This is a genomic window from Pseudomonas sp. AM14(2022) (assembly GCF_036346455.1).
Taxonomy (GTDB): domain Bacteria; phylum Pseudomonadota; class Gammaproteobacteria; order Pseudomonadales; family Pseudomonadaceae; genus Aquipseudomonas; species Aquipseudomonas putida_A.
Genome location: NZ_JAOTNY010000003.1, coordinates 286,465 through 306,824, shown reverse-complemented (window position 1 = coordinate 306,824; position 20,360 = coordinate 286,465). Strand labels below are relative to the sequence as shown.

Below are 20,360 nucleotides of genomic sequence, written 5' to 3'. Positions count from 1 at the left end.
GTGGCCTTTTTTGTATCTGTGGAAAAAGTCCTTTCGCAACAATGATCTGTCACGCTGCAGTGAAACGCTCAGGATCATCAGACCCGCCCGGTTGCGACTATGCTTGAGTCGCAGGCAAGACGTCTGCAATCCATGACCCGCCCTCGCCGATCCCGGATGAGAGGCGTAGTATTTTGTGATTATTTTTTTCTACAGGGATTGGTAACTTGGCTGGATACCTCCATCCTGTCGCGCACAATCCAAGAGGTGATTGATGCGCGCCAACTCGTCTGATTCACAAGACACCGTCACAGCAGAACATCCGATCAAACCCGAGCGCCTGCGCTTGCTGGATCGGTTGAGCAAATATCGCCAGCCGATCGGTCTGGCGGTCACGTTGCTGCTGTTTGCCATTGCGCTGATTGCCTGTCGCCACCTGCTGAGCGAGCTCGATCTCTACGCATTGCACGACTCGATCCTGGCGGTGCCGAAACCGGCCCTGCTCGGCGCGTTGGGTGCAACGGTGGTCGGCTTCATCATATTGCTGGGCTATGAATGGTCGGCCAGCCGCTATGCCGGCGTGACACTGCCGCCGCGCACTCTGGCGCTGGGCGGCTTCACCGCATTTGCGATTGGCAACGCCATCGGCCTGTCGCTGCTGTCCGGCGGCTCGGTGCGCTACCGTTTATATGCACGCCATGGGCTGGGCGCCTCCGAAGTCGCGCACATGACCCTGTTCGCCAGCCTGTCGCTGGGTTGCGCCCTGCCGCCGCTGGCGGCTCTCGCGACCCTGAGCGACCTGCCCGCCGCCTCCGCCGCACTGGGCTTGTCAGAAGGCCTGCTCGGCACGATCGCCATGGTGGTGCTGGGTCTGGGCGCGATTCTGGCGATCGGCATCTATCGCCGCCGTCTGCCGGAGCAACCGTACCGCGACAACCTGCTGGTCAGGGCCGGTCGCCGGACGCTGCGCCTGCCCGGCCGACGCCTGACCTTCCTGCAACTGATCATCACCGCCCTCGACGTCGCCGCAGCGGCCACCGTGCTCTATCTGCTGCTGCCGGAAGCCCCGCCGTTCGGCGCCTTCCTGCTGGTGTACCTGCTGGCCCTGGCCGCCGGCGTGCTCAGCCATGTGCCGGGGGGTGTCGGGGTTTTCGAAGCGATCCTGCTGGCCGCGTTTGCCGACACCCTCGGGGCCGCGCCACTCGCCGCCGCCCTGCTGCTCTATCGTCTGATCTACGTCGTGCTGCCGCTGTTGGTAGCCTGCCTGTTTTTGCTGATCAACGAAGGCCAGCGCCTGTTCCAGACCCAGACCATGCGCGCCGCATCCGGTCTGGCCGCGCCGATTCTGGCGGTGCTGGTGTTTCTGTCCGGCGTGGTGCTGCTGTTTTCCGGTGCCACCCCGGAGATCGACACGCGTCTGGAACACATCGGCTTCCTGATCCCGCATCGCCTGGTCGACGCCTCGCACTTCGGCGCCAGTCTGATCGGTGTGTTGTGTCTGATGCTGGCGCAGGGCCTGCGCCGGCGCCTGTCGGCGGCGTGGATGCTGACCACCATTCTGTTGCTGGTCGGCGCCCTGCTCTCGCTGCTCAAAGGCTTCGACTGGGAAGAAGCCACGCTGATGACACTCACCGCCGCGTTGCTGGGAGTGTTCCGTCGTTCGTTCTATCGCCCGAGCCGATTGACCGAACTGCCGTTCTCGCCGCTGTATCTGGTGGCCAGCCTCTGCGTCCTGGGCGCCTCGACCTGGTTGCTGCTGTTCGCCTATCAGGACGTGCCGTACAGCCATCAACTGTGGTGGCAGTTCACCCTCGACGCTGACGCCCCGCGCGGCTTGCGTTCGTTGCTCGGCGCCGCCGTGCTGTTACTGGTGATCGCGCTGACCTGGCTGCTGCGCACCGCGCGCCCGGTGATCCACCTGCCGACCCCGGACGAACTGGATCGCGCCGCGAAAATCCTGATGGCTTCGTCGCAACCCGATGGCGGCCTCGCGCTGACCGGTGACAAGGCGTTGCTGTTTCACCAGAACGACGAAGCATTTCTGATGTACGCCCGCCGTGGCCGCAGCCTGGTGGCACTGTACGACCCGATCGGCCCCGGCCAGCAACGCGCCGAGATGATCTGGCAGTTCCGCGACCTGTGTGACATCCATCACGCCCGTCCAGTGTTCTATCAGGTACGTGCGGAAAACCTGCCGTACTACATGGACATCGGCCTGACCGCGATCAAGCTCGGCGAAGAGGCCCGGGTCGATCTGCAGCGCTTTGACCTGGAAGCCAAGGGCAAAGAGATGAAGGACCTGCGCTACACCTGGAACCGTGGTACCCGCGATGGTCTGTCGCTGGAAATCCATGAGCCGGGCCAGGCGCCGATGGACGAGTTGAAAGTGATTTCCGATGCGTGGCTGACCGGCAAGAACGTGCGCGAGAAAGGTTTCTCCCTCGGTCGGTTCAGCGACGATTACCTGAAGCATTTCCGCATTGCGGTGATTCGCTTCGAAGGTCGCCCGGTGGCGTTCGCCAACCTGCTCGAGACCTTCAGCCATGACCTGGCCAGTCTCGACCTGATGCGCTCGCACCCGGACGCCCCCAAGCTGACCATGGAGTTCCTGATGGTCGGCCTGATTCAACACTATAAGAGTCACGGATACGCGCGCTTCAGCCTGGGCATGGTGCCGTTGTCGGGGTTGCAACCCCGGCGTGGTGCACCGCTGACCCAGCGTCTGGGCTCGATGGTCTTCCGCCGTGGTGAGCAGCTGTACAACTTCCAAGGCTTGCGCCGCTTCAAAGACAAGTTCCAGCCTGACTGGGAACCCCGTTATATGGCAGTGCCCGCCGGACTCGATCCGCTGGTGGCGCTGGCCGATACTGCTGCCCTGATCGCGGGCGGCTTGACTGGATTGGTGAAACGCTGATGATTCAACGCTCCCTGAAGTACATCCTGGCCGCACTGATCGTGCTGGCCGTGATTGCCGGCGGCGGTTACTGGTACCTTAAACGCCCGGCACCGCAACCGACTCTGCAACCACTGACGGCCGCCGACGGCACGGTCATGACCCGCGTCATTCCCGGCACCCAGCCCAAGGCTCAGGTGCTGGTCGCGGTCAATGACGACCAGAAGCTGACCGACAACCAACTGAGTACCCTGAGCCGCAGCGCCTCGGCGCAGATCGTTCAGGTGATTCTGCCCAAGGACTGCCTGCAACAGAGCCGCGCCCTGCAAACCGGCCTGCGCGAACTGAATGGCCCGGCCACGCTGGTCAGCGGTATCGGCCCTGGCGCCGTGCTGGCCTGGCGCTGGCTGTCCGAGCAGAAGGACGACAAGGCCCAAGCGATCTCGGTAGACCTGGCCCTGGAAAAACCCGGTTGCACCCACCTGCTGCCGAAGTCCGCGGCTCATGGCCATTGGCTGGTGGCATGGAACGACAACCCGGACGACACCAGCGCCGGTTTCGTGCGCGATCAACCGAACGCCGAAACCAGCATCAGCGACTACGACATCAACCTGCCGCAAGTGCTGAACAACGAGCTGCGCAAAATCCTCGTCGGCGGCGACAAGGCCAACGGCGGTCTGGCGATCCCGGTAGTGGAAGTGCCGGCCGGTCAGGCCAAAGACACCGTGACCCTGTTCCTCTCCGGTGACGGCGGCTGGCGCGACCTCGACCGCGACGTGGCCGGCGAGATGGCCAAGATTGGCTACCCGGTGGTCGGCATCGACACCCTGCGCTACTACTGGCAGCACAAGAGCCCCGAGCAAAGCGCCCTGGACCTGACCGAACTGATGCAGCACTACCGGCAGAAATGGGGCACCAAACGCTTCATCCTGACCGGTTACTCGTTCGGTGCCGACGTCCTGCCAGCGATCTACAACCGCCTGCCGGACACCGAGCAGCAACGCGTCGACGCCATCATCCTGTTGGCTTTCGCCCGCACCGGCAGCTTCGAAATCGAAGTCGAAGGCTGGCTCGGCAACGCCGGCAAAGAAGCCGCCACCGGCCCGGAAATGGCCAAGCTGCCTGCCGCCAAAGTGGTGTGCATCTACGGCGCCGAAGAGACCGACGAAAGCGGCTGCACCGACAAGACGGCAGTCGGCGAAGCAGTGAAACTGCCTGGCGGCCACCACTTCGATGAGAACTACCCGGCGCTGGCCAAGCGTCTGGTGGACTTGATCGAAAAGCGTCAGAGCAAGGATCAGCCGGCAGAGTGATCTGCGCCGATAAAAAAGCCCCGCAACCTCACGGTTGCGGGGGCTTTTTTACGCAAACTTGCAGCACTTCCTGCCAGTCGAAACTTCTATCGATACCGAGACTAAAGCTGAACATCTATCCACGTGATGTCATCTTCTACATCGATACAGCTGCCATCCGGCGCTGCTAGCAAGTAGCTTTGCTGTAACTCGGTTAGCTCCGCCCAAAAGCCATCGGTTGCAAATACCAGTCGCTCTCTTAGGGTCAATGAATGAAACACAAAGTCAGGGTTCGGTGCGCGACTCGCCTTCAAGCAACGAGTCACCCGGTGTCGAGCCGGATCTTGCGCCAACTCGGAGTGGGAACGGTCGCGCCTCCAGTTAGCCTTACAGTGGGGCGACGTAATCCATTCGATCGCGCCTGCCGGCGTCACAACACCGCACGAACAATCACCCTCATACGCAAGCGTGAGTTTCCCATGAGCGGCGACACCCACCACATAACAAGTGGCGCCTGTGTGACTTGCAAACAACACGGGGTGGAGGTCGGCCAGTATAGAAAGCAGTACCTGTTCAACAGCTTCGCACTCAGTGATATCGAGGCCGTGATCAAAGTGTTTTTGACCAGACATCTAAAACACCCTTTACAAAGGACTCAGCCAACTGGCCACTGCCAACCCTCGAGGTACCGTCCGTGATAACAAATACGCCGTTTTCTCCATCACAGAGCGCTCCAGCAAAGTCATGATTGGTTCTCCTGGCTCGCCCTGCTACCGATCTGACGTGGTATTTCATGCGCTGCCCAGTTCTTTCATGCGCCCATGAATGATTTGTCCTCTTCCCGGATTGGCCTGTACCGAGCCCGAGCTTTCAATCACATAGTCAATGCCACTGAGAACCCTGAGTGCTCGAACTCCATCCGTGATGAATTCCTTGAGCTCGGATTCCGCCTGCCGAACCTCTTCTAAAAGCTCTGGACGTCCATCAATCAAGATAATGATGTCTTCGACGTCTTTATGGTATGGATCGCCACCACCACGACCACTGAAGGCTTCCAGTTTTGTCGCGAGAAAATAGGTAGGTTTGAATATCTGGATGACGGTACCGCTGGGTAACGTAAATTTATTGGCCCGCGCCAGCCCCTCTACAAACCAGCGGTTGGCGTATCCGAGAACCTCGGGATCAGAAGGCATCACGTCAACGACGATGTCGTTGAAGCGGAAACGACAGTTCACTTCATCCTCGCCAGTAATCTTGAAATTCCTGGCCGCCAACCGTTCGGTAAGCTGCTGCCAGGCGCCAATGCCTGCCAGCTCGATCACCAGGTCAACATCATCGGTGAAGCGAATGTCGTCCAGCACAACAGCATCAGTTACCAGCATGGCTGTGGTGCAACCTCCGACAAAGGCAACCTCCGCGAGAAACGCCTCTCCCAAACCCTCAGCAACAAACTCTATAAGCTCGTAGTTGTGATCAGTGTTGGATGACATGTTATTTCAGTCCCATCCCTGCTTTTAGAATGTTGACCGCAACACCACACTCTCGCGGACCTCCAAGGCGGATTGCATCAGCAAGCGCAAGATAGTGGTAAAGGATCCTGTCCCTCTTCACCGCTTCCGGCACTGTTTTGTAGAGCGGCTCTATCGCCTGTCCACGCTCAGCTCCAAGTGCATCTGGCCAAACCGGAATCAGTCCGCCAGCACTTTTGATGCTTTTGGACAGTGCCGGTGCTGCAAAACCCGTCGGGATGCCGCGAACCATTGCCCCGGGCTTTACAGGGAAAAAGTATTTCAGAGCGTGTTCGGTGATGTTTAGCAACTGCCGCCGGTTAACTTTTGGAAGTCCGGTGTCATAGTCATTGGTGAGCAGCCCGGACACACGACACCTGGCGATGGAATTTGAAACTTCGCTCTTGCTTAGCCCAAGTGCAGCAGACAACGCACGCAACGAGTAACCTTCACTCCAGCTCGCCAGTGGCGGAACAGCTACCGGCTCCGACCACCCTTCCCACCCCGCCTCATCGTCCAGGGGCGAATCGAAATCCTGTCGACGGAATACAGTATCTTCACCGTCGGTGGAGTAGGTGACCAATGGTTGCCCCACCCGACCGCCCGCCGTCATTTGACTGACCACGTAGGGCTTCAACAACTCCTCGACTCTGTTCGAATTTGACTCCGACTCCATTACCCCAAGGAGGTTTTCCTCCTGAGCGTGAAGGCTGGCCATCTTGAACAAAAGCAAAATGTCTTGACTCTTCATGAAGCTTAAAACCCCAAGCGTCCACATTCCATAAAACGTGGACACTTTTCTCATTCAAAATATCCGATAGTCAAGCCCTTTATTCGGCCCCGCTCCTGTGGCGCCAACTCAAGAATTCACCTGCCCCGAGATTGCTCGCTACCTTAATTCCGGTTACCGGTGTCGCAATATCAGATGACGTTCGCATACCTTGTAGGCAAACTCCTAATCTCATGTTTAGGCACTTTGCCGCTCTGTTGCGCTGTTTTCGACGGGATACTCTCCAGAGGTCGCTGACCAATTCAGTGATCGGGTGTGGTAACCCGGCTAAGCAAAGTGCAACAACGCTCCCAACACGACTCAGGTGTTTTTACGTCTGCAATTCCGAGTCATGGCGGCTGTGCGTGGGAGACCTTCGGGTCTGCCGGTTTTTGCTCTCCCGGTTTACCACCCTGCGTACAGCTGCCACCCATTCGTGTGGAAACGAAAGTCACGGCACTTCGAACCAAGGAGTAACACGATGACCGAAACTGATCTGCACGGACCCGCGAACGTTAAAACCATCGGCTGCACCCCTTCCTCTACCACTCGGATCAAGCGTTCTTCAATGTCCGCTCTGGCATTCCGATTCTCGAAGCACTGTCCCAATCCTCCGACCTGCTGTCCCTCGCCAAATCATTCACCGAAGACGCTGCCTTCATCAAAGACACCGACCGCCATGCCTGGGCTGCGCATTACCTGACGGTGATGGGCAAAGCTTTGATTGATGACGTGATACAGACACTGATGCCGCGAACTGCGCGGACGAAGACCGAATCGGAAGAAGAATTGCCTGAAAGCCACTGACACCACAGAATCCTTGTGGGAGCGAGCTTGCTCGCGAATGCGGTGGATCAGCCACCACATGTCTCGACTGACACTCAGCCTTCGCGAGCAAGCTCGCTCCCACAGGGGATTTGCAGTGGGTTAGAGGTTTATGTGAAGCACAAAAAAGCCCCCGCCAGCCAAAAGGCCGACGGGGGCTTTTCAATTAAGGCGGAGCCTACATCTCGACCTGCGTCCCTAGCTCAATCACCCGGTTCAGCGGCAGATTGAAGAACCGCAAGTTGCCGTTGGCATTCTTCAACATGAACGCAAACAGCGCCTCGCGCCAGCGGGCCATGCCTTCGAGTTTCGAGGCGATCACCGTTTCGCGGCTGAGGAAGTAAGTGGTGCGCATCGGGCTGAAGTCCAGTTCATCCAGATGACACAGCTTCAGCGCCTGCGGCACGTCCGGCTCGTCGGTGAAGCCAAAGTGCAGGATCACCCGGAAGAAGCCTTCGCCGTGGGCCTCGACTTCGAAGCGGCGCGATGGCGGTACGCGCGGGATGTCTTCGTAGACCACGGTCAGGAGCACCACTTGCTCATGCAGTACCTGGTTGTGCAGCAGGTTGTGCAACAGCGCATGCGGCACGGCGTCGGAGCGTGCGGTGAGGAACACGGCGGTGCCCTGCACGCGGTGCGGCGGTTGCACGCGGATGCTGCTGATGAAGATCGGCAGCGGCAACGCGCCTTCGTCGAGGCGTTCGACCAGCAATTGCTTGCCGCGCTTCCAGGTGGTCATCAGCACGAACAGCGCAATACCGGCGATCACCGGGAATGCACCGCCCTGCACGATCTTCGGCACGTTGGCGGCGAAGTACAGACCGTCCACCAGCAGGAAACCGATCAGCACCGGCACCGCGAGGATCGGTGGCCACTTCCACAACAGCAGCATGACGGCCGAGACCAGAATGGTGGTCATCAGCATGGTGCCGGTCACCGCAACGCCGTAGGCCGAAGCCAGGGCGCCAGAGGATTCAAAGCCGAGGACGAGCAGCACTACGCCGACCATCAGCGACCAGTTCACCGCGCCGATGTAGATCTGGCCTTGTTCATCGCTGGAGGTGTGCTGAATGTACATGCGCGGGATGTAACCGAGCTGGATCGCCTGACGGGTCAGGGAGAACGCGCCGGAAATCACCGCTTGCGAAGCGATCACCGTGGCCAGCGTCGACAGCCCCACCAGCGGAATCAGCGCCCAGCTCGGCGCCAGCAGGTAGAACGGGTTACGCGCCGCTTCCGGGTTTTCCAGCAGCAAGGCGCCCTGACCGAAGTAGTTCAGCACCAGCGCCGGCAGCACCAGCAGGAACCACGCACGGGCAATCGGCTTGCGCCCGAAATGGCCCATGTCGGCGTACAGCGCTTCGGCACCGGTCAGCGCCAGTACCACCGCGCCGAGGATCGCCACGCCCATGCCAGTGTGAACCATGAAAAAGCGCACGGCCCAGACCGGGTTCATCGCATGCAGCACTTCCGGGTAATGGCTGATGCCGTAAACGCCGAGAGCGCCGAGCACCAGGAACCAGGTGACCATGATCGGCCCGAACAGAATGCCGATCCGCGCCGTACCGTGGCTCTGGATCAGAAACAAGCCGACCAGCACCACCAGCGACAGCGGCACCACCCAGTGGTCGATGCCGTCGAACGCCAGGCCCAGGCCTTCGATCGCCGACAGCACGGAAATCGCTGGGGTGATCATGCTGTCGCCGTAAAACAACGCCGCGCCGATCAGTCCGCAAACCACCAGCAACGAACGCAACCTCTTGCGCTTGCCCGCCGCACGACGTGCCAGTGCGGTGAGCGCCATGATGCCGCCCTCGCCCTGGTTGTCGGCGCGCAGGACGAACATCATGTATTTGATCGAAACGACCCAGATCAGCGACCAGAAGATCAACGACAGAATACCCAGCACCCCATCGTGATTGACGGGCACGCCATACGCGCCGGAAAACACTTCTTTGAGGGTGTACAACGGGCTCGTGCCGATGTCGCCGTAAACTACCCCGACTGCCGCGACCAGCATGCTCAGCGGTTTTGCAGCCGAATGCTCGGCGCCCGCCGCCTGACTACTTGCCTGACCCATCCAACACTCCTGATTCTCGAACCGGCTTCTTTGAATGAAGCACTATGCTTTGTGGTGCAGCATGCGCTGTTTTACCTGTTGTTACAGACGTTTTGTTGACTGTAAAAAATTGGTAAAGCTCAACGGCGCGAAGCATAGCGCAGCACTCGTCGTATTTCCCTGCATAAAGCTGGTCAAGTGCGTTGCTCATCGCTAGAATTGCGCACTTTTTGATCAGAGGCGCACCCTAAGCGCCCATCCGTCGGTTTTCCCACACGGCAAGCGACGTCACAAAACACCGAGGTTAGACATGTCCACCACTCCTGCGCCGGCCAATCCAAAGGTTGGCTTCGTATCTCTGGGTTGCCCGAAAGCACTGGTCGACTCCGAGCGCATCCTGACCCAGCTGCGTATGGAAGGCTATGACGTGGTGTCCACCTATCAGGACGCCGACGTGGTGGTGGTCAACACCTGCGGTTTCATCGACTCGGCCAAGGCTGAGTCGCTGGAAGTGATCGGTGAAGCGATCAAGGAAAACGGCAAGGTGATCGTCACCGGTTGCATGGGCGTGGAAGAAGGCAATATCCGCGACGTACACCCGAGCGTGCTGGCCGTGACCGGTCCGCAGCAGTACGAGCAAGTGGTCAACGCGGTGCACGAAGTGGTGCCGCCGCGTCAGGATCACAACCCGCTGATCGACCTGGTGCCGCCGCAAGGCATCAAGCTGACTCCGCGTCACTACGCCTACCTGAAGATTTCCGAAGGCTGCAACCACAGCTGCAGCTTCTGCATCATCCCGTCGATGCGCGGCAAACTGGTCAGCCGTCCGGTGGGTGATGTACTCGACGAGGCCCAGCGCCTGGTCAAGTCCGGCGTCAAAGAGCTGCTGGTGATTTCGCAAGACACCAGCGCCTACGGCGTCGACGTGAAATACCGCACCGGTTTCTGGAACGGCGCGCCGGTGAAAACCCGCATGACCGAACTCTGCGAAGCGCTGAGCACCCTCGGCGTGTGGGTGCGTCTGCACTATGTTTACCCGTACCCGCACGTTGACGAGCTGATCCCGCTGATGGCCGCCGGCAAGATCCTGCCGTACCTGGACATCCCGTTCCAGCACGCCAGCCCGAAAGTGCTGAAGGCGATGAAACGCCCGGCGTTCGAAGACAAGACTCTGGCGCGCATCAAGAACTGGCGCGAGATCTGCCCGGACCTGATCATCCGTTCGACCTTCATCGTCGGCTTCCCGGGCGAAACCGAAGAAGACTTCCAGTACCTGCTGAACTGGCTGACCGAAGCCCAGCTCGACCGCGTCGGCTGCTTCCAGTATTCGCCGGTCGATGGTGCCCCCGCCAACGATCTGGACCTGGAAGTGGTGCCGGACGACGTTAAGCAGGACCGTTGGGAGCGCTTCATGGCGCACCAGCAGGCGATCAGCTCGGCCCGTCTGCAAATGCGCATCGGCCGCGAGATCGAAGTGCTGGTGGACGAAGTCGACGAGCAAGGCGCCGTCGGCCGCTGCTTCTTCGATGCCCCGGAAATCGACGGTAACGTATTCATCGACAACGGCAGCAACCTCAAGCCGGGCGACAAGGTCTGGTGCAAGGTGACTGACGCTGACGAATACGACCTGTGGGCTGAGCAGATCTAAGCACCACGAAGTACCTGTGGGAGCGGGCTTGCTCGCGAAGGCGGTGTATCAGTCACTGGTATGTCGACGGATACACTGCTTTCGCGAGCAAGCCCGCTCCCACAGGGGATAGTCGTGTCTTCAAAAGCCCCGCTCTTTTTTACGAGATGCGGGGCTTTTTTACGGCTATCGTTTACCGGGGGAAGGACTCCCTTGAAACGAACAAGAGGCCATCGGGCATGCGTCAGCATTCGGTCATTCACACGCCGAAACTCAGCGATTATCAGGAACTGACCCGGGTCTGGGAGGCCTCGGTCCGCGCGACCCATGATTTTCTGCCGGACAGCTACATCGAGTTGCTGCGCAATCTGGTGCTCACCCGTTATCTGGACGCGGTGATGCTGATCTGCACCAGGGATCGTCAGCAGCGCATCACCGGATTCGCCGGGGTGGCGGCGGGCAAAATCGAAATGCTGTTCATCGATCCCGAGTATCGTGGCCAAGGCTTGGGCAAGAAACTGCTCAACTACGCCATGCAACATCTGAATGCCGATGAACTGGACGTCAACGAACAGAACCCGCAGGCGCTGGGGTTTTATTTCAAGCAGGGTTTTGAAGTGATCGGCCGCTCGGAGGTGGATGGCATGGGCCAGCCGTACCCGTTGCTGCATATGCGCCTGCGGCGGCCCCAGCAGCGCTCAAGCCACGCCTGACACACCAAAGAACCCTTGTAGGAGTGAGCCTGCTCGCGATAGCGCCGGACCAGCCGACATCAATGCTGAATGTCAGACGGCAATCGCGAGCAGGCTCACTCCTACAAAAAACCACCTACCGAAATGGAACCGGGCTTAACCGGCGCCAGGCAGGTACAATGCCCACCCCTTTTTTGTTACGGCCCTGTCATGACTGACCCGATTCGCCTCTCCAAACGCCTCATCGAACTGGTCGGTTGCTCCCGCCGGGAGGCCGAGCTGTTCATTGAGGGCGGCTGGGTCACCGTGGACGGCGAAGTGATCGACGAACCGCAATTCAAGGTCGGCGACCAAAAGGTCGAGCTCGACAAGGACGCTCAGGCCACCGCGCCGGAGCCGGTTACGATTCTGCTCAACGTGCCGGCCGGCATGGATGTCGACACCGCCATGCAGTCGCTCAGCGCCGACACCCTCAGCGACGAGCACCGCTACGGCAAACGCCCGCTGCGCGGGCACTTCCTGCGCCTGACGGCCAGCGCCGATTTGCAGCCCAAGGCCAGCGGCCTGCTGGTGTTCACTCAGGACTGGAAAGTGCTGCGCAAACTGACTGCCGACGCGGCCAAGATCGAGCAGGAATACGTGGTCGAGGTCGAAGGCGACATGGTTGCCCACGGCCTCAATCGCCTGCAGCACGGCCTCACCCACAAGGGCAAGGAGCTGCCGCCGGTCAAGGCCAGCTGGCAGAACGAAAACCGCCTGCGCTTCGCCATGAAGAACCCGCAGCCGGGGATCATCGCGCAGTTCTGCGAAGCGGTTGGCCTGAAGGTCGTCGGCATCCGCCGCATCCGCATCGGCGGCGTGTCGATTGGCAAGGTTCCGGTGGGCCAATGGCGCTACCTGTCCGGCAAAGAGAAGTTCTAAAGCTTCCACTGCCGCCACACATTCCGGCAGCGCGCCTGCGCGTTGCCCACAACGAAATATCAGGATTACCCACATGATTCATAACGACGTATTGCGCAGCGTGCGCTACATGCTCGACATCAGCGACAAGAAAGTCATCGAGATCATCAAGCTCGGCGGCCTGGACGTGGAGCTCAAAGACGTCGTCGCGTACCTCGACAAGAAAGAAGAAGACGAAGAAGGCTTCGTGCGCTGCCCGGACGAAGTCATGGCGCACTTCCTCGACGGTCTGGTGGTGTTCAAGCGCGGCAAGGACGAAAGCCGTCCGCCGCAGCCGATCGAAGTGCCAGTGACCAACAACATCATCCTGAAGAAGCTGCGCGTGGCCTTCGAACTCAAGGAAGACGACATGCACGCGATCCTCAAGGCAGCCGAGTTCCCGGTGTCCAAGCCTGAGCTGAGCGCGCTGTTCCGCAAGGTCGGCCACACCAACTACCGCGCGTGCGGCGACCAGTTGCTGCGCAACTTCCTCAAGGGCCTGACCCTGCGCGTTCGTGGCTGATCTGCGCCACAAGCTCTGAATCGGTGGCGCGGCCTTCGCGAGCAAGCCCGCTCCCACAGGTTTTGTGGCTGACACAAAACCGGACTCCACTCGAGATCCCTGTGGGAGCGGGCTTGCTCGCGAAGGCGTCGGCCCGGCCACCTCGGGTTATCATCCCCACCCCGCTCCCACCTCGACTCCAGACCATGACTTACAACGTCTCCCCCATCGGCTTCGTGCGCTCCTGTTTCAAGGAGAAGTTCGCCATCCCGCGCCAGCCGCAACTGGCCCCCGCCGCCCGTGGCGTGCTGGAGCTGGTGGCGCCGTTCGATCAGGGAGACGCCGTGCAGGGGCTGGAGCAGGTCAGCCATGTCTGGCTGTTGTTCCTGTTTCATCAGGCCCTGGAAGAGAAGCCACGGCTGAAGGTGCGGCCACCACGGCTGGGCGGTAACAAGTCCATGGGCGTGTTCGCCACCCGTGCGACGCACCGGCCCAATGGCATCGGGCAGTCTGTGGTGAAGCTGGACAAGGTCGAGGCCAATCGGCTGTTCATTTCGGGCATCGATTTGCTCGACGGCACACCGATCCTCGATATCAAACCCTACGTGCCTTACGCCGATATCATCGCTGACGCCTCCAACAGCATCGCCAGCGCTGCGCCACAGCTGATTGACGTGCAGTGGACGGACGTCGCGCTGCAACAGGCGCATGGCCATGCACAGCGCCTTGGCGAGCCGCTGATCGAGTTGATTGAGCAGTGTCTGGCGCAGGATCCGCGCCCGGCGTATCAGACGCCGGCACCGGAGCGCGAATACGGTGCGCAGTTCTGGGATCTGGACGTGCGCTGGCATTACCCGACGCCGGAGCAGATCCGGGTACTGGAAGTCATCCCCGCCAACACCTGAACCCCGGAAACGCAAAAGCCCGCGCTGCCTTCTCAGGCAACGCGGGCTTTTCTGTGTAGCACGAAACCATTGTGGGAGCGGGCTTGCTCGCGAAAGCGGTGCGCCATTCAACATTGACGTCGACTGACAGCCCCCCTTCGCGAGCAAGCCCGCTCCCACAGGTATTGCGGGTTACTTCTCGACGAATGCACGCTCGATCAGGTAGTCACCCGGCTCGCGCATACGCGCCGAGATCTTCAGGCCGAAGCTGTCGAGCACTTCGCTGGTCTCGTCGAGCATGCTCGGGCTGCCGCAGATCATTGCGCGGTCGTCCTGCGGGTTGATCGGTGGCAGACCGATGTCGCTGAACAGCTTGCCGCTGCGCATCAGGTCGGTCAGACGGCCCTGGTTCTCGAACGGCTCGCGGGTCACGGTCGGGTAGTAGATCAGCTTGTCACGCAGCGCTTCACCGAAGAACTCGTTCTGCGGCAGGTGCTCGGTGATGAATTCGCGGTAGGCGACTTCGTTGACGTAGCGTACGCCGTGCACCAGGATCACTTTTTCAAAGCGCTCGTAGGTTTCCGGATCCTGGATCACGCTCATGAATGGCGCCAGACCGGTGCCGGTGCTCAGCAGATACAGGTGCTTGCCCGGGTTCAGGTCGTCAAGCACCAGGGTGCCGGTAGGCTTTTTCGAGATGATGATCTCGTCGCCTTCCTTCAGGTGCTGCAGCTGCGAGGTCAGCGGACCATCCTGCACCTTGATGCTGAAGAACTCGAGATGCTCTTCCCAGTTCGGGCTGGCGATCGAGTAAGCGCGCATAAGCGGGCGGCCGTTGGGCTGTTGCAGGCCGATCATCACGAACTGACCGTTCTCGAAGCGCAGGCCCGGATCACGGGTGCACTTGAAGCTGAACAGAGTGTCATTCCAGTGATGAACACTGAGGACACGCTCGTGGTTCATGTTGCTCATGTACGTGGGACTCCTGGATATTGGGTCTGCGCTCGCCTTTGCGGCCAACAGTGCGCAATTGCATCGCATTCTAATAGCGACGACAATATCTGTTAACTGGATTATTAAGATAAGGGTTATCGGTTATATCGATATGCGATTTACTCTTCGTCAACTGCAAGTCTTCGTCGCCGTCGCCCAGCAGGAGAGCGTATCCCGTGCTGCGGGTCTGCTCAACCTCTCGCAGTCGGCGGCAAGCACCTCGATCACCGAACTGGAGCGCCAGTCCAGCTGCCAGCTGTTCGATCGTGCCGGCAAACGGCTGAGCCTCAACGCCCTCGGCAAACAGCTGTTGCCGCAAGCGGTAGCACTGCTCGACCAATCCAAGGAAATCGAAGACCTGCTCAACGGCAAATCCGGTTTCGGCTCACTCTCGGTGGGCGCCACCCTGACCATCGGCAATTACCTGGCGACCCTGCTGATCGGCGGCTTCATGCAGCGCCATCCGGAAAGCCAGGTAAAACTGCACGTACAGAACACTGCCAATATCGTGCATCAAGTCGCTCATTACGAAATTGATCTGGGTCTAATCGAAGGCGACTGCAGCCATCCGGATATCGAAGTGCAGAGCTGGGTGGAAGATGAACTGGTGGTGTTTTGCGCGCCGCAGCACCCACTGGCCAAACGTGGCAGCGCGACCATGGAAGAGTTGACGCACGAAGCGTGGATTCTGCGTGAACAGGGTTCCGGCACGCGCCTGACCTTCGATCAGGCCATGCGGCACCATCGCAGTGCGCTGAATATCCGCCTGGAGCTGGAGCACACCGAAGCGATCAAACGCGCGGTGGAATCAGGGTTGGGGATTGGCTGTATTTCGCGGCTGGCGCTGCGTGATGCGTTTCGACGCGGTAGCCTGGTGGCGGTGGAAACCCCGGATCTGGATCTGTCCCGGCAGTTCTACTTCATCTGGCACAAGCAGAAATACCAGACTTCGGCCATGCGCGAGTTTCTCGATCTGTGCCGCGCCTTCACCGCCGGGGTGCAGCGCAGCGACGAGATCGTCTTGCCGAGTATCGCTTAAAGCAGAATCACCGCCCACACCAGGGCAATCATGCTCAGGGCCACGAATTGCGCGGCGCTGCCCATGTCCTTGGCGTTCTTCGACAGCGGGTGCAGTTCCAGGGAAATGCGGTCAATCGCCGCTTCCACCGCCGAATTCAGTAACTCGACGATCAGCGCCAGCAGGCACACAGCGATCAGCAGCGCCTGTTCAACGCGACTGACATTCAGGAAGAACGTCAGCGGAATCAGCACCACATTGAGCAGCACCAGTTGGCGAAATGCGGCTTCGCCGGTGAAGGCTGCGCGCAGGCCGTCCAGCGAGTAGCCGGATGCGTTGAGGATGCGTTTCAGGCCGGTCTGGCCCTTGAAAGGTGACATAACGTAAAAACCAACCAGAAAGGAGTGGGAAAGCTAGAGCAACAAAAGTCAAAAAAGCGTGAAGACGCCAGCCTTTATTGGCTCGGAATTGACTCAAGTTGTTGCAGAAGTAATGCCGCCTGAGTCCGGGTGCGCACATTCAACTTGCGAAAGATCGCCGTGACGTGGGCCTTGATGGTCGCTTCGGACACGCTCAACTCGTAGGCAATCTGCTTGTTCAGCAGGCCTTCACAGACCATGGTCAGTACGCGGAACTGCTGCGGGGTGAGACTGGCCAGGCCGTCGCTGGCGGCTTTGGCTTCATCGGAGACACTGACGGCTTCGAATGCCTGCGGGGGCCAAAACACATCGCCATCGAGCACCTTGCGCACAGCTTGCTGAATCACATTCAGGTCGCTGGACTTGGGAATGAAGCCACTGGCGCCGAACTCCCGGGACTTGACCATGACCGAAGCCTCTTCCTGGGCCGAGACCATCACCACCGGAATCTGCGGGTACTGCCCGCGCAGCATGACCAGACCGGAAAACCCGAACGCGCCGGGCATGTTCAGGTCCAGCAGGACCAGATCCCAGTCGGATTTTTCGGTCAGGCGCGCTTCCAGCTCGGCGATGCTCGCCACCTCCACCAGTCGCACATCCGGGCCAAGGCCCAGTGTCACCGCTTGATGCAGCGCGCTACGAAACAGAGGGTGATCATCGGCAATCAGGATGTCGTATGTGGCCATTTTTCAAATGATCCTGTTTTTTGATGGCAGACCCGACGCATTCGGGCCTCGCCAAAGCAACTCGAGATACCGCCGCACAGCGCTATCCACAGGGGCACGTTCAACGCCAATCACGAGCAAACACGGCGTTTCAAACCCTGGCCGCACCCCAATCGGCGCCAAGCATGCCCAGCGTAGCCGGGGTGGTCAAGCAGCACGGCCGCCGCTGGGTGAAGTATGGGCCACTATCGGGCCAACACCGCTTGCGGCTTTCGTATATAAGGCAAGAGCTCGGCGTGGGCCGGAGTCGACTCGTTGAGCGGCAACTGTTGTTTGGCGCCCAGATAATGCTGGCTGAACACATCGAAGTAAGCGTCCAGCGCCGACGCTGCATCGCTGTCCCCGGCCAGTTCCAGGCACAAAGCCGCGACTTCGGCGGTGCACAGGTGCTCGCTGCGGGTCGAGCGGCGCAGGCGATAACGCGAGAGTCTGTCGGGCAGCAGGCTGAGAATCGGCAAACGGTCGAAGTACGGACTCTTGCGGAAAATCTTGCGCGCCTCGGTCCAGGTCGCATCCAGCAGGATGAACAACGGACGCTTGCTGCTATCGGGCACGACGGTGTTGGTCACCCGCGACGGTTCTACATATTCGCCGGGAAATACAAGGTACGGCTGCCATTGCGGGTCGTTGAGCAGCGCCAGCATCCGCGGGTCGGGTTCGGTGCGCGACCAGATGAACGCGTGGTTGTCGCGCACCACATCGGCGATCAACCAGCCGGTGTTGCTCGGCTTGAACACTTCCTTGCCGGTCATGATCAGACACACACCGGAACGGGTTTCGACGGTCGGCCGCCAGGCGCACAGGCAGTGGCTGATGATCACCCGGCAGTCGCGGCAACGCTCGGAGCGAAAACCACGGGCCTGAATCGGCTTGATACCTTCGTCCTCGCGCTGGTCACGCAAGCGGGCTACGGCGTTGGGGGCATGATGGATCACGGGCAACGCCTTATGGCAGGAAAACTCGACACACACAGCACTCGGCAAGGCAATAAAGGCCGGCAGTTTACCAGAGCGACGAGCGCAAACCTGTACCGTCCCGACCGGCTCCCCTATAATCCGGCGCCACTGAACGCACAGCCACGGGGCTGGTCGAACCACCAGTCACTGAATCAGGAGAGTTTCATGCTGCGCCTTATCGTTCCTACCGCGGCCATCGCACTGGCGTTGTCCTTCAGCGCACAAGCGGCGTCCTTGAAAGAGCAGAATCTGAACAAAGAACTGCGCAACATCGCCGAGCAAAGCAGCGTCGGCACGCCGCGGGCGATCAATGAAGACATTCTCGATCAGGGCTACACCGTTGAGGGCGTTACCCTGATCAACCACCTGAGCGTCCAGGCCAGCCACGCCGAAAAGATGCGCGCTGACCCAAAAGCCGTGTATTTCCAGCTGGGTGCTTCGGTGTGCAATAACCCGTCGTACCGCAAGCTGATGGCCAAGGGTGCGATCATGCGTTACGACTTCAGTGAATATAAAACCAACAAGGCCATCGGCTCGGCCAGCTACCAGGATTCCGATTGCCCGAAAGCTGCCCCGGCGAAGAAGAAGTAATCATCGGGTATTGGCGCGCCGTTGTTCATCCTCGGCGCGCAATTCGGCCACCAGGGCCTGCAAGTAGCGAGAACGTCGTTCTCCACCTGCCAACCGACGGCAGCACTCCTCTTCGAGACTCACTTGATTGGTCTCGGCTGATGCTTTCAGCATCCGATACAACTGCGTATCGATTTCCAGAACCACTCTGGCCATCTTTCCCGCCTCCATGCCTGCTACCCGCGAATCCTTGAAAAGCGCGCACCCTGCGTACGGTTGCCGACTCAAAGCTGTCGTACAGTGCCTGTAGGTTAGTAAATCAGAGTGATTGCTCTACGGCGTACCTTCGGACGAGTGGTGAATATTCATTTCCAATAAACCCGCAACGGTTGCCAGCAAAGCCTGCGCGGCGTAAAGATCAACTCAGCGCAATGGCTCGCGAGGGTCTAGATTCAAAGTATTCCCGATCACCTGTTCACGGCAGAAAAAGGAGCTGCCGAATGTGTGTTTTTTGCAGCGCGGCACTGACGCCGCACGTCAGGGCCACCCGCTCTGTGCAGAAGGAGACGTTGAATGCCTTACCAACCAAATGACCTGCTCAGCCGTCATTTTCAGGAAAGCGGCCCCGACCTCATCAGCAAGGTCGAAGAACAGCTCAAGCAGATTTCCCCCGACAGCCCGAACCTGCCGATTTATCGCGACATGATCCTGACCGTGCTGCGCATGGCCCAAGAGGATCACAACCGCTGGAACGCCAAGATCACCCTGCAGGCCCTGCGTGAACTGGAGCAGGCGTTCCGGGTGCTGGAACAATTCAAGGGACGACGCAAAGTCACGGTATTCGGCTCGGCGCGCACGCCGGTCGAGCACCCCCTGTATGCAATGGCGCGTGAACTCGGCGCGGCCCTGACGCGATCAGACATGATGGTCATCACCGGTGCGGGTGGCGGGATCATGGCCGCCGCGCACGAAGGCGCCGGGCGTGACCACAGCCTCGGGTTCAACATCACCCTGCCCTTCGAGCAGCATGCCAACCCGACTGTGGACGGCACCGGCAATCTGCTGCCGTTCCATTTTTTCTTCACCCGCAAACTGTTCTTCGTCAAGGAAGCCGATGCGCTGGTGCTGTGCCCTGGTGGGTTCGGCACCCTGGACGAGGCACTGGAAGTACTGACGCTGATCCAGACCGGCAAAAGCCCGTTGGTGCCAGTGGTGCTGCTCGATGTGCCGGGCGGAACATTCTGGCAAGGCGCCCTGGATTTCATTCGCCAGCAACTCGAAGAAAACCACTACATCCTGCCCACCGACCTGAAACTGATGCGTCTGGTCTATAACGTCGATGAGGCGGTGGAGCAGATCAACCAGTTCTACAGCAACTTCCACTCCAGTCGCTGGCTCAAGCGTCAGTTCGTGATTCGCATGCATCACAAGCTCAGCGACGTGGCGATGGCGCATATGCAGGAGGCTTTCGCCGATCTGTGCCTGAGTGACCAGTTCCATCAACACGCTTACAGCGGCGAGGAACATGACGAAGCGCAGTACAGCCACCTGGTGCGGTTGGCTTTCGCGTTCAATGCCCGAAATCATGGCCGTCTCAGGGAACTGGTGGATTACATCAACCTCCCCGAAAACTGGGCTCACACCCAACCGCAGACCGCCCAACGTGCACGTGAGCCATCAAAGGTAATTTGAAGGCAAAAAAAAACGGCC

The 20,360-nt window shown here is 59.8% G+C and carries 18 protein-coding genes and 1 pseudogene; 11 read left to right on the top strand and 8 right to left on the bottom strand.

Annotation, left to right across the window (positions count from 1 at the left end; genetic code table 11):
- The first annotated feature begins 253 nt into the window (after positions 1-253).
- Positions 254-2,893 (top strand): bifunctional lysylphosphatidylglycerol flippase/synthetase MprF, encoded by a 2,640-nt coding sequence (mprF, locus tag V3W27_RS08210; protein WP_330206361.1) that lies wholly within the window; start codon positions 254-256, stop codon positions 2,891-2,893.
- The gene (locus V3W27_RS08205; RefSeq protein WP_007964390.1) at positions 2,893-4,185 is read left to right on the top strand and encodes a virulence factor family protein; all 1,293 of its coding nucleotides are present in this window, start codon (positions 2,893-2,895) and stop codon (positions 4,183-4,185) included. Before mprF ends, V3W27_RS08205 begins: the two co-directional genes overlap by 1 nt.
- A gap of 770 nt (positions 4,186-4,955) precedes the next feature.
- Here the strand turns inward: V3W27_RS08205 and V3W27_RS08200 are convergent.
- Positions 4,956-5,654 carry a hypothetical protein gene (locus tag V3W27_RS08200; protein ID WP_247269371.1) on the bottom strand — a complete coding sequence of 233 codons (699 nt, stop codon included), beginning with the start codon at positions 5,652-5,654 and terminating at the stop codon, positions 4,956-4,958.
- A gap of 1 nt (position 5,655) precedes the next feature.
- Complete coding sequence (locus tag V3W27_RS08195) at positions 5,656-6,450, bottom strand: MarR family transcriptional regulator (RefSeq protein ID WP_431061462.1); 795 nt, start codon at positions 6,448-6,450, stop codon at positions 5,656-5,658.
- Positions 6,451-6,922: 472 nt separating this feature from the next.
- Here V3W27_RS08195 and V3W27_RS08190 point away from each other — a divergent pair.
- A pseudogene (locus V3W27_RS08190) lies at positions 6,923-7,248 on the top strand (DUF3077 domain-containing protein).
- 196 nt (positions 7,249-7,444) lie between these two features.
- Here V3W27_RS08190 and V3W27_RS08180 read toward each other — a convergent pair.
- Positions 7,445-9,286: a potassium transporter Kup gene (locus tag V3W27_RS08180; protein ID WP_408980434.1), complete on the bottom strand. Its 1,842-nt coding sequence runs from the start codon at positions 9,284-9,286 to the stop codon at positions 7,445-7,447.
- A 349-nt stretch (positions 9,287-9,635) separates the two neighbouring features.
- Between V3W27_RS08180 and rimO the strand changes: the two genes are divergently transcribed.
- The 5 genes from rimO to tsaA all read left to right on the top strand — a co-directional run bounded on the left by rimO (position 9,636) and on the right by tsaA (position 13,990).
- Positions 9,636-10,973, top strand: coding sequence for a 30S ribosomal protein S12 methylthiotransferase RimO (gene rimO / locus V3W27_RS08175; RefSeq protein ID WP_003222282.1), 1,338 nt, complete (start codon positions 9,636-9,638; stop codon positions 10,971-10,973).
- A 218-nt stretch (positions 10,974-11,191) separates the two neighbouring features.
- A complete protein-coding gene (locus V3W27_RS08170; RefSeq protein ID WP_330206360.1) occupies positions 11,192-11,665 on the top strand; it encodes a GNAT family N-acetyltransferase in 474 nt (157 codons plus the stop codon).
- Between the two features lie 189 nt (positions 11,666-11,854).
- Entirely contained in the window at positions 11,855-12,565 is a 711-nt protein-coding gene (locus tag V3W27_RS08165; protein WP_123587001.1) for an rRNA pseudouridine synthase, read from the top strand.
- A gap of 73 nt (positions 12,566-12,638) precedes the next feature.
- Complete coding sequence (locus V3W27_RS08160) at positions 12,639-13,106, top strand: DUF1456 family protein (protein ID WP_027611093.1); 468 nt, start codon at positions 12,639-12,641, stop codon at positions 13,104-13,106.
- Between the two features lie 185 nt (positions 13,107-13,291).
- Positions 13,292-13,990, top strand: a complete 699-nt coding sequence (tsaA, locus tag V3W27_RS08155; RefSeq protein WP_330206359.1) for a tRNA (N6-threonylcarbamoyladenosine(37)-N6)-methyltransferase TrmO — start codon at positions 13,292-13,294, stop codon at positions 13,988-13,990.
- A gap of 171 nt (positions 13,991-14,161) precedes the next feature.
- Here the strand turns inward: tsaA and fpr are convergent, their stop codons facing one another.
- The gene (fpr, locus tag V3W27_RS08150; RefSeq protein WP_007908723.1) at positions 14,162-14,941 is read right to left on the bottom strand and encodes a ferredoxin-NADP reductase; all 780 of its coding nucleotides are present in this window, start codon (positions 14,939-14,941) and stop codon (positions 14,162-14,164) included.
- Positions 14,942-15,074: 133 nt separating this feature from the next.
- Between fpr and V3W27_RS08145 the strand changes: the two genes are divergently transcribed.
- Entirely contained in the window at positions 15,075-16,001 is a 927-nt protein-coding gene (locus V3W27_RS08145) for a LysR family transcriptional regulator (RefSeq protein WP_025110814.1), read from the top strand.
- Here V3W27_RS08145 and V3W27_RS08140 read toward each other — a convergent pair.
- The 3 genes from V3W27_RS08140 to V3W27_RS08130 form a co-directional block, all read right to left on the bottom strand.
- On the bottom strand, positions 15,998-16,360 hold the full coding sequence (locus tag V3W27_RS08140) for a diacylglycerol kinase (RefSeq protein ID WP_003222276.1): 363 nt from the start codon (positions 16,358-16,360) through the stop codon (positions 15,998-16,000). The genes V3W27_RS08145 and V3W27_RS08140 overlap by 4 nt on opposite strands.
- A 74-nt stretch (positions 16,361-16,434) precedes the next feature.
- On the bottom strand, positions 16,435-17,085 hold the full coding sequence (gene erdR, locus V3W27_RS08135; RefSeq protein WP_027611090.1) for a response regulator transcription factor ErdR: 651 nt from the start codon (positions 17,083-17,085) through the stop codon (positions 16,435-16,437).
- Between the two features lie 224 nt (positions 17,086-17,309).
- On the bottom strand, positions 17,310-18,056 hold the full coding sequence (locus V3W27_RS08130; protein ID WP_027611089.1) for a tRNA-uridine aminocarboxypropyltransferase: 747 nt from the start codon (positions 18,054-18,056) through the stop codon (positions 17,310-17,312).
- A gap of 189 nt (positions 18,057-18,245) precedes the next feature.
- On the opposite strand from V3W27_RS08130, the gene V3W27_RS08125 reads away from it, so the two are divergent.
- Positions 18,246-18,671, top strand: a complete 426-nt coding sequence (locus V3W27_RS08125; RefSeq protein WP_027611088.1) for a PA3611 family quorum-sensing-regulated virulence factor — start codon at positions 18,246-18,248, stop codon at positions 18,669-18,671.
- On the opposite strand, the gene V3W27_RS08120 is transcribed toward V3W27_RS08125, so the two are convergent.
- A complete protein-coding gene (locus V3W27_RS08120) occupies positions 18,672-18,866 on the bottom strand; it encodes a hypothetical protein (protein ID WP_027611087.1) in 195 nt (64 codons plus the stop codon).
- 357 nt (positions 18,867-19,223) lie between these two features.
- Between V3W27_RS08120 and V3W27_RS08115 the strand changes: the two genes are divergently transcribed.
- Positions 19,224-20,342 carry a TIGR00730 family Rossman fold protein gene (locus tag V3W27_RS08115; RefSeq protein WP_097086513.1) on the top strand — a complete coding sequence of 373 codons (1,119 nt, stop codon included), beginning with the start codon at positions 19,224-19,226 and terminating at the stop codon, positions 20,340-20,342.
- Positions 20,343-20,360 lie beyond the last annotated feature (18 nt).

What these genes read in the sequence shown, in the direction of transcription:
- mprF (WP_330206361.1), top strand. Translation starts at nt 254, where the DNA reads ATGCGCGCCAACTCGTCTGATTCACAAGACACCGTCACAGCAGAACAT.
- V3W27_RS08205 (WP_007964390.1), top strand. Translation starts at nt 2,893, where the DNA reads ATGATTCAACGCTCCCTGAAGTACATCCTGGCCGCACTGATCGTGCTG.
- V3W27_RS08200 (WP_247269371.1), bottom strand. Translation starts at nt 5,654, where the DNA reads ATGTCATCCAACACTGATCACAACTACGAGCTTATAGAGTTTGTTGCT.
- V3W27_RS08195 (WP_431061462.1), bottom strand. Translation starts at nt 6,450, where the DNA reads ATGTGGACGCTTGGGGTTTTAAGCTTCATGAAGAGTCAAGACATTTTG.
- V3W27_RS08180 (WP_408980434.1), bottom strand. Translation starts at nt 9,286, where the DNA reads ATGCTGGTCGCGGCAGTCGGGGTAGTTTACGGCGACATCGGCACGAGC.
- rimO (WP_003222282.1), top strand. Translation starts at nt 9,636, where the DNA reads ATGTCCACCACTCCTGCGCCGGCCAATCCAAAGGTTGGCTTCGTATCT.
- V3W27_RS08170 (WP_330206360.1), top strand. Translation starts at nt 11,192, where the DNA reads ATGCGTCAGCATTCGGTCATTCACACGCCGAAACTCAGCGATTATCAG.
- V3W27_RS08165 (WP_123587001.1), top strand. Translation starts at nt 11,855, where the DNA reads ATGACTGACCCGATTCGCCTCTCCAAACGCCTCATCGAACTGGTCGGT.
- V3W27_RS08160 (WP_027611093.1), top strand. Translation starts at nt 12,639, where the DNA reads ATGATTCATAACGACGTATTGCGCAGCGTGCGCTACATGCTCGACATC.
- tsaA (WP_330206359.1), top strand. Translation starts at nt 13,292, where the DNA reads ATGACTTACAACGTCTCCCCCATCGGCTTCGTGCGCTCCTGTTTCAAG.
- fpr (WP_007908723.1), bottom strand. Translation starts at nt 14,941, where the DNA reads ATGAGCAACATGAACCACGAGCGTGTCCTCAGTGTTCATCACTGGAAT.
- V3W27_RS08145 (WP_025110814.1), top strand. Translation starts at nt 15,075, where the DNA reads ATGCGATTTACTCTTCGTCAACTGCAAGTCTTCGTCGCCGTCGCCCAG.
- V3W27_RS08140 (WP_003222276.1), bottom strand. Translation starts at nt 16,360, where the DNA reads ATGTCACCTTTCAAGGGCCAGACCGGCCTGAAACGCATCCTCAACGCA.
- erdR (WP_027611090.1), bottom strand. Translation starts at nt 17,085, where the DNA reads ATGGCCACATACGACATCCTGATTGCCGATGATCACCCTCTGTTTCGT.
- V3W27_RS08125 (WP_027611088.1), top strand. Translation starts at nt 18,246, where the DNA reads ATGCTGCGCCTTATCGTTCCTACCGCGGCCATCGCACTGGCGTTGTCC.
- V3W27_RS08120 (WP_027611087.1), bottom strand. Translation starts at nt 18,866, where the DNA reads ATGGCCAGAGTGGTTCTGGAAATCGATACGCAGTTGTATCGGATGCTG.
- V3W27_RS08115 (WP_097086513.1), top strand. Translation starts at nt 19,224, where the DNA reads ATGCCTTACCAACCAAATGACCTGCTCAGCCGTCATTTTCAGGAAAGC.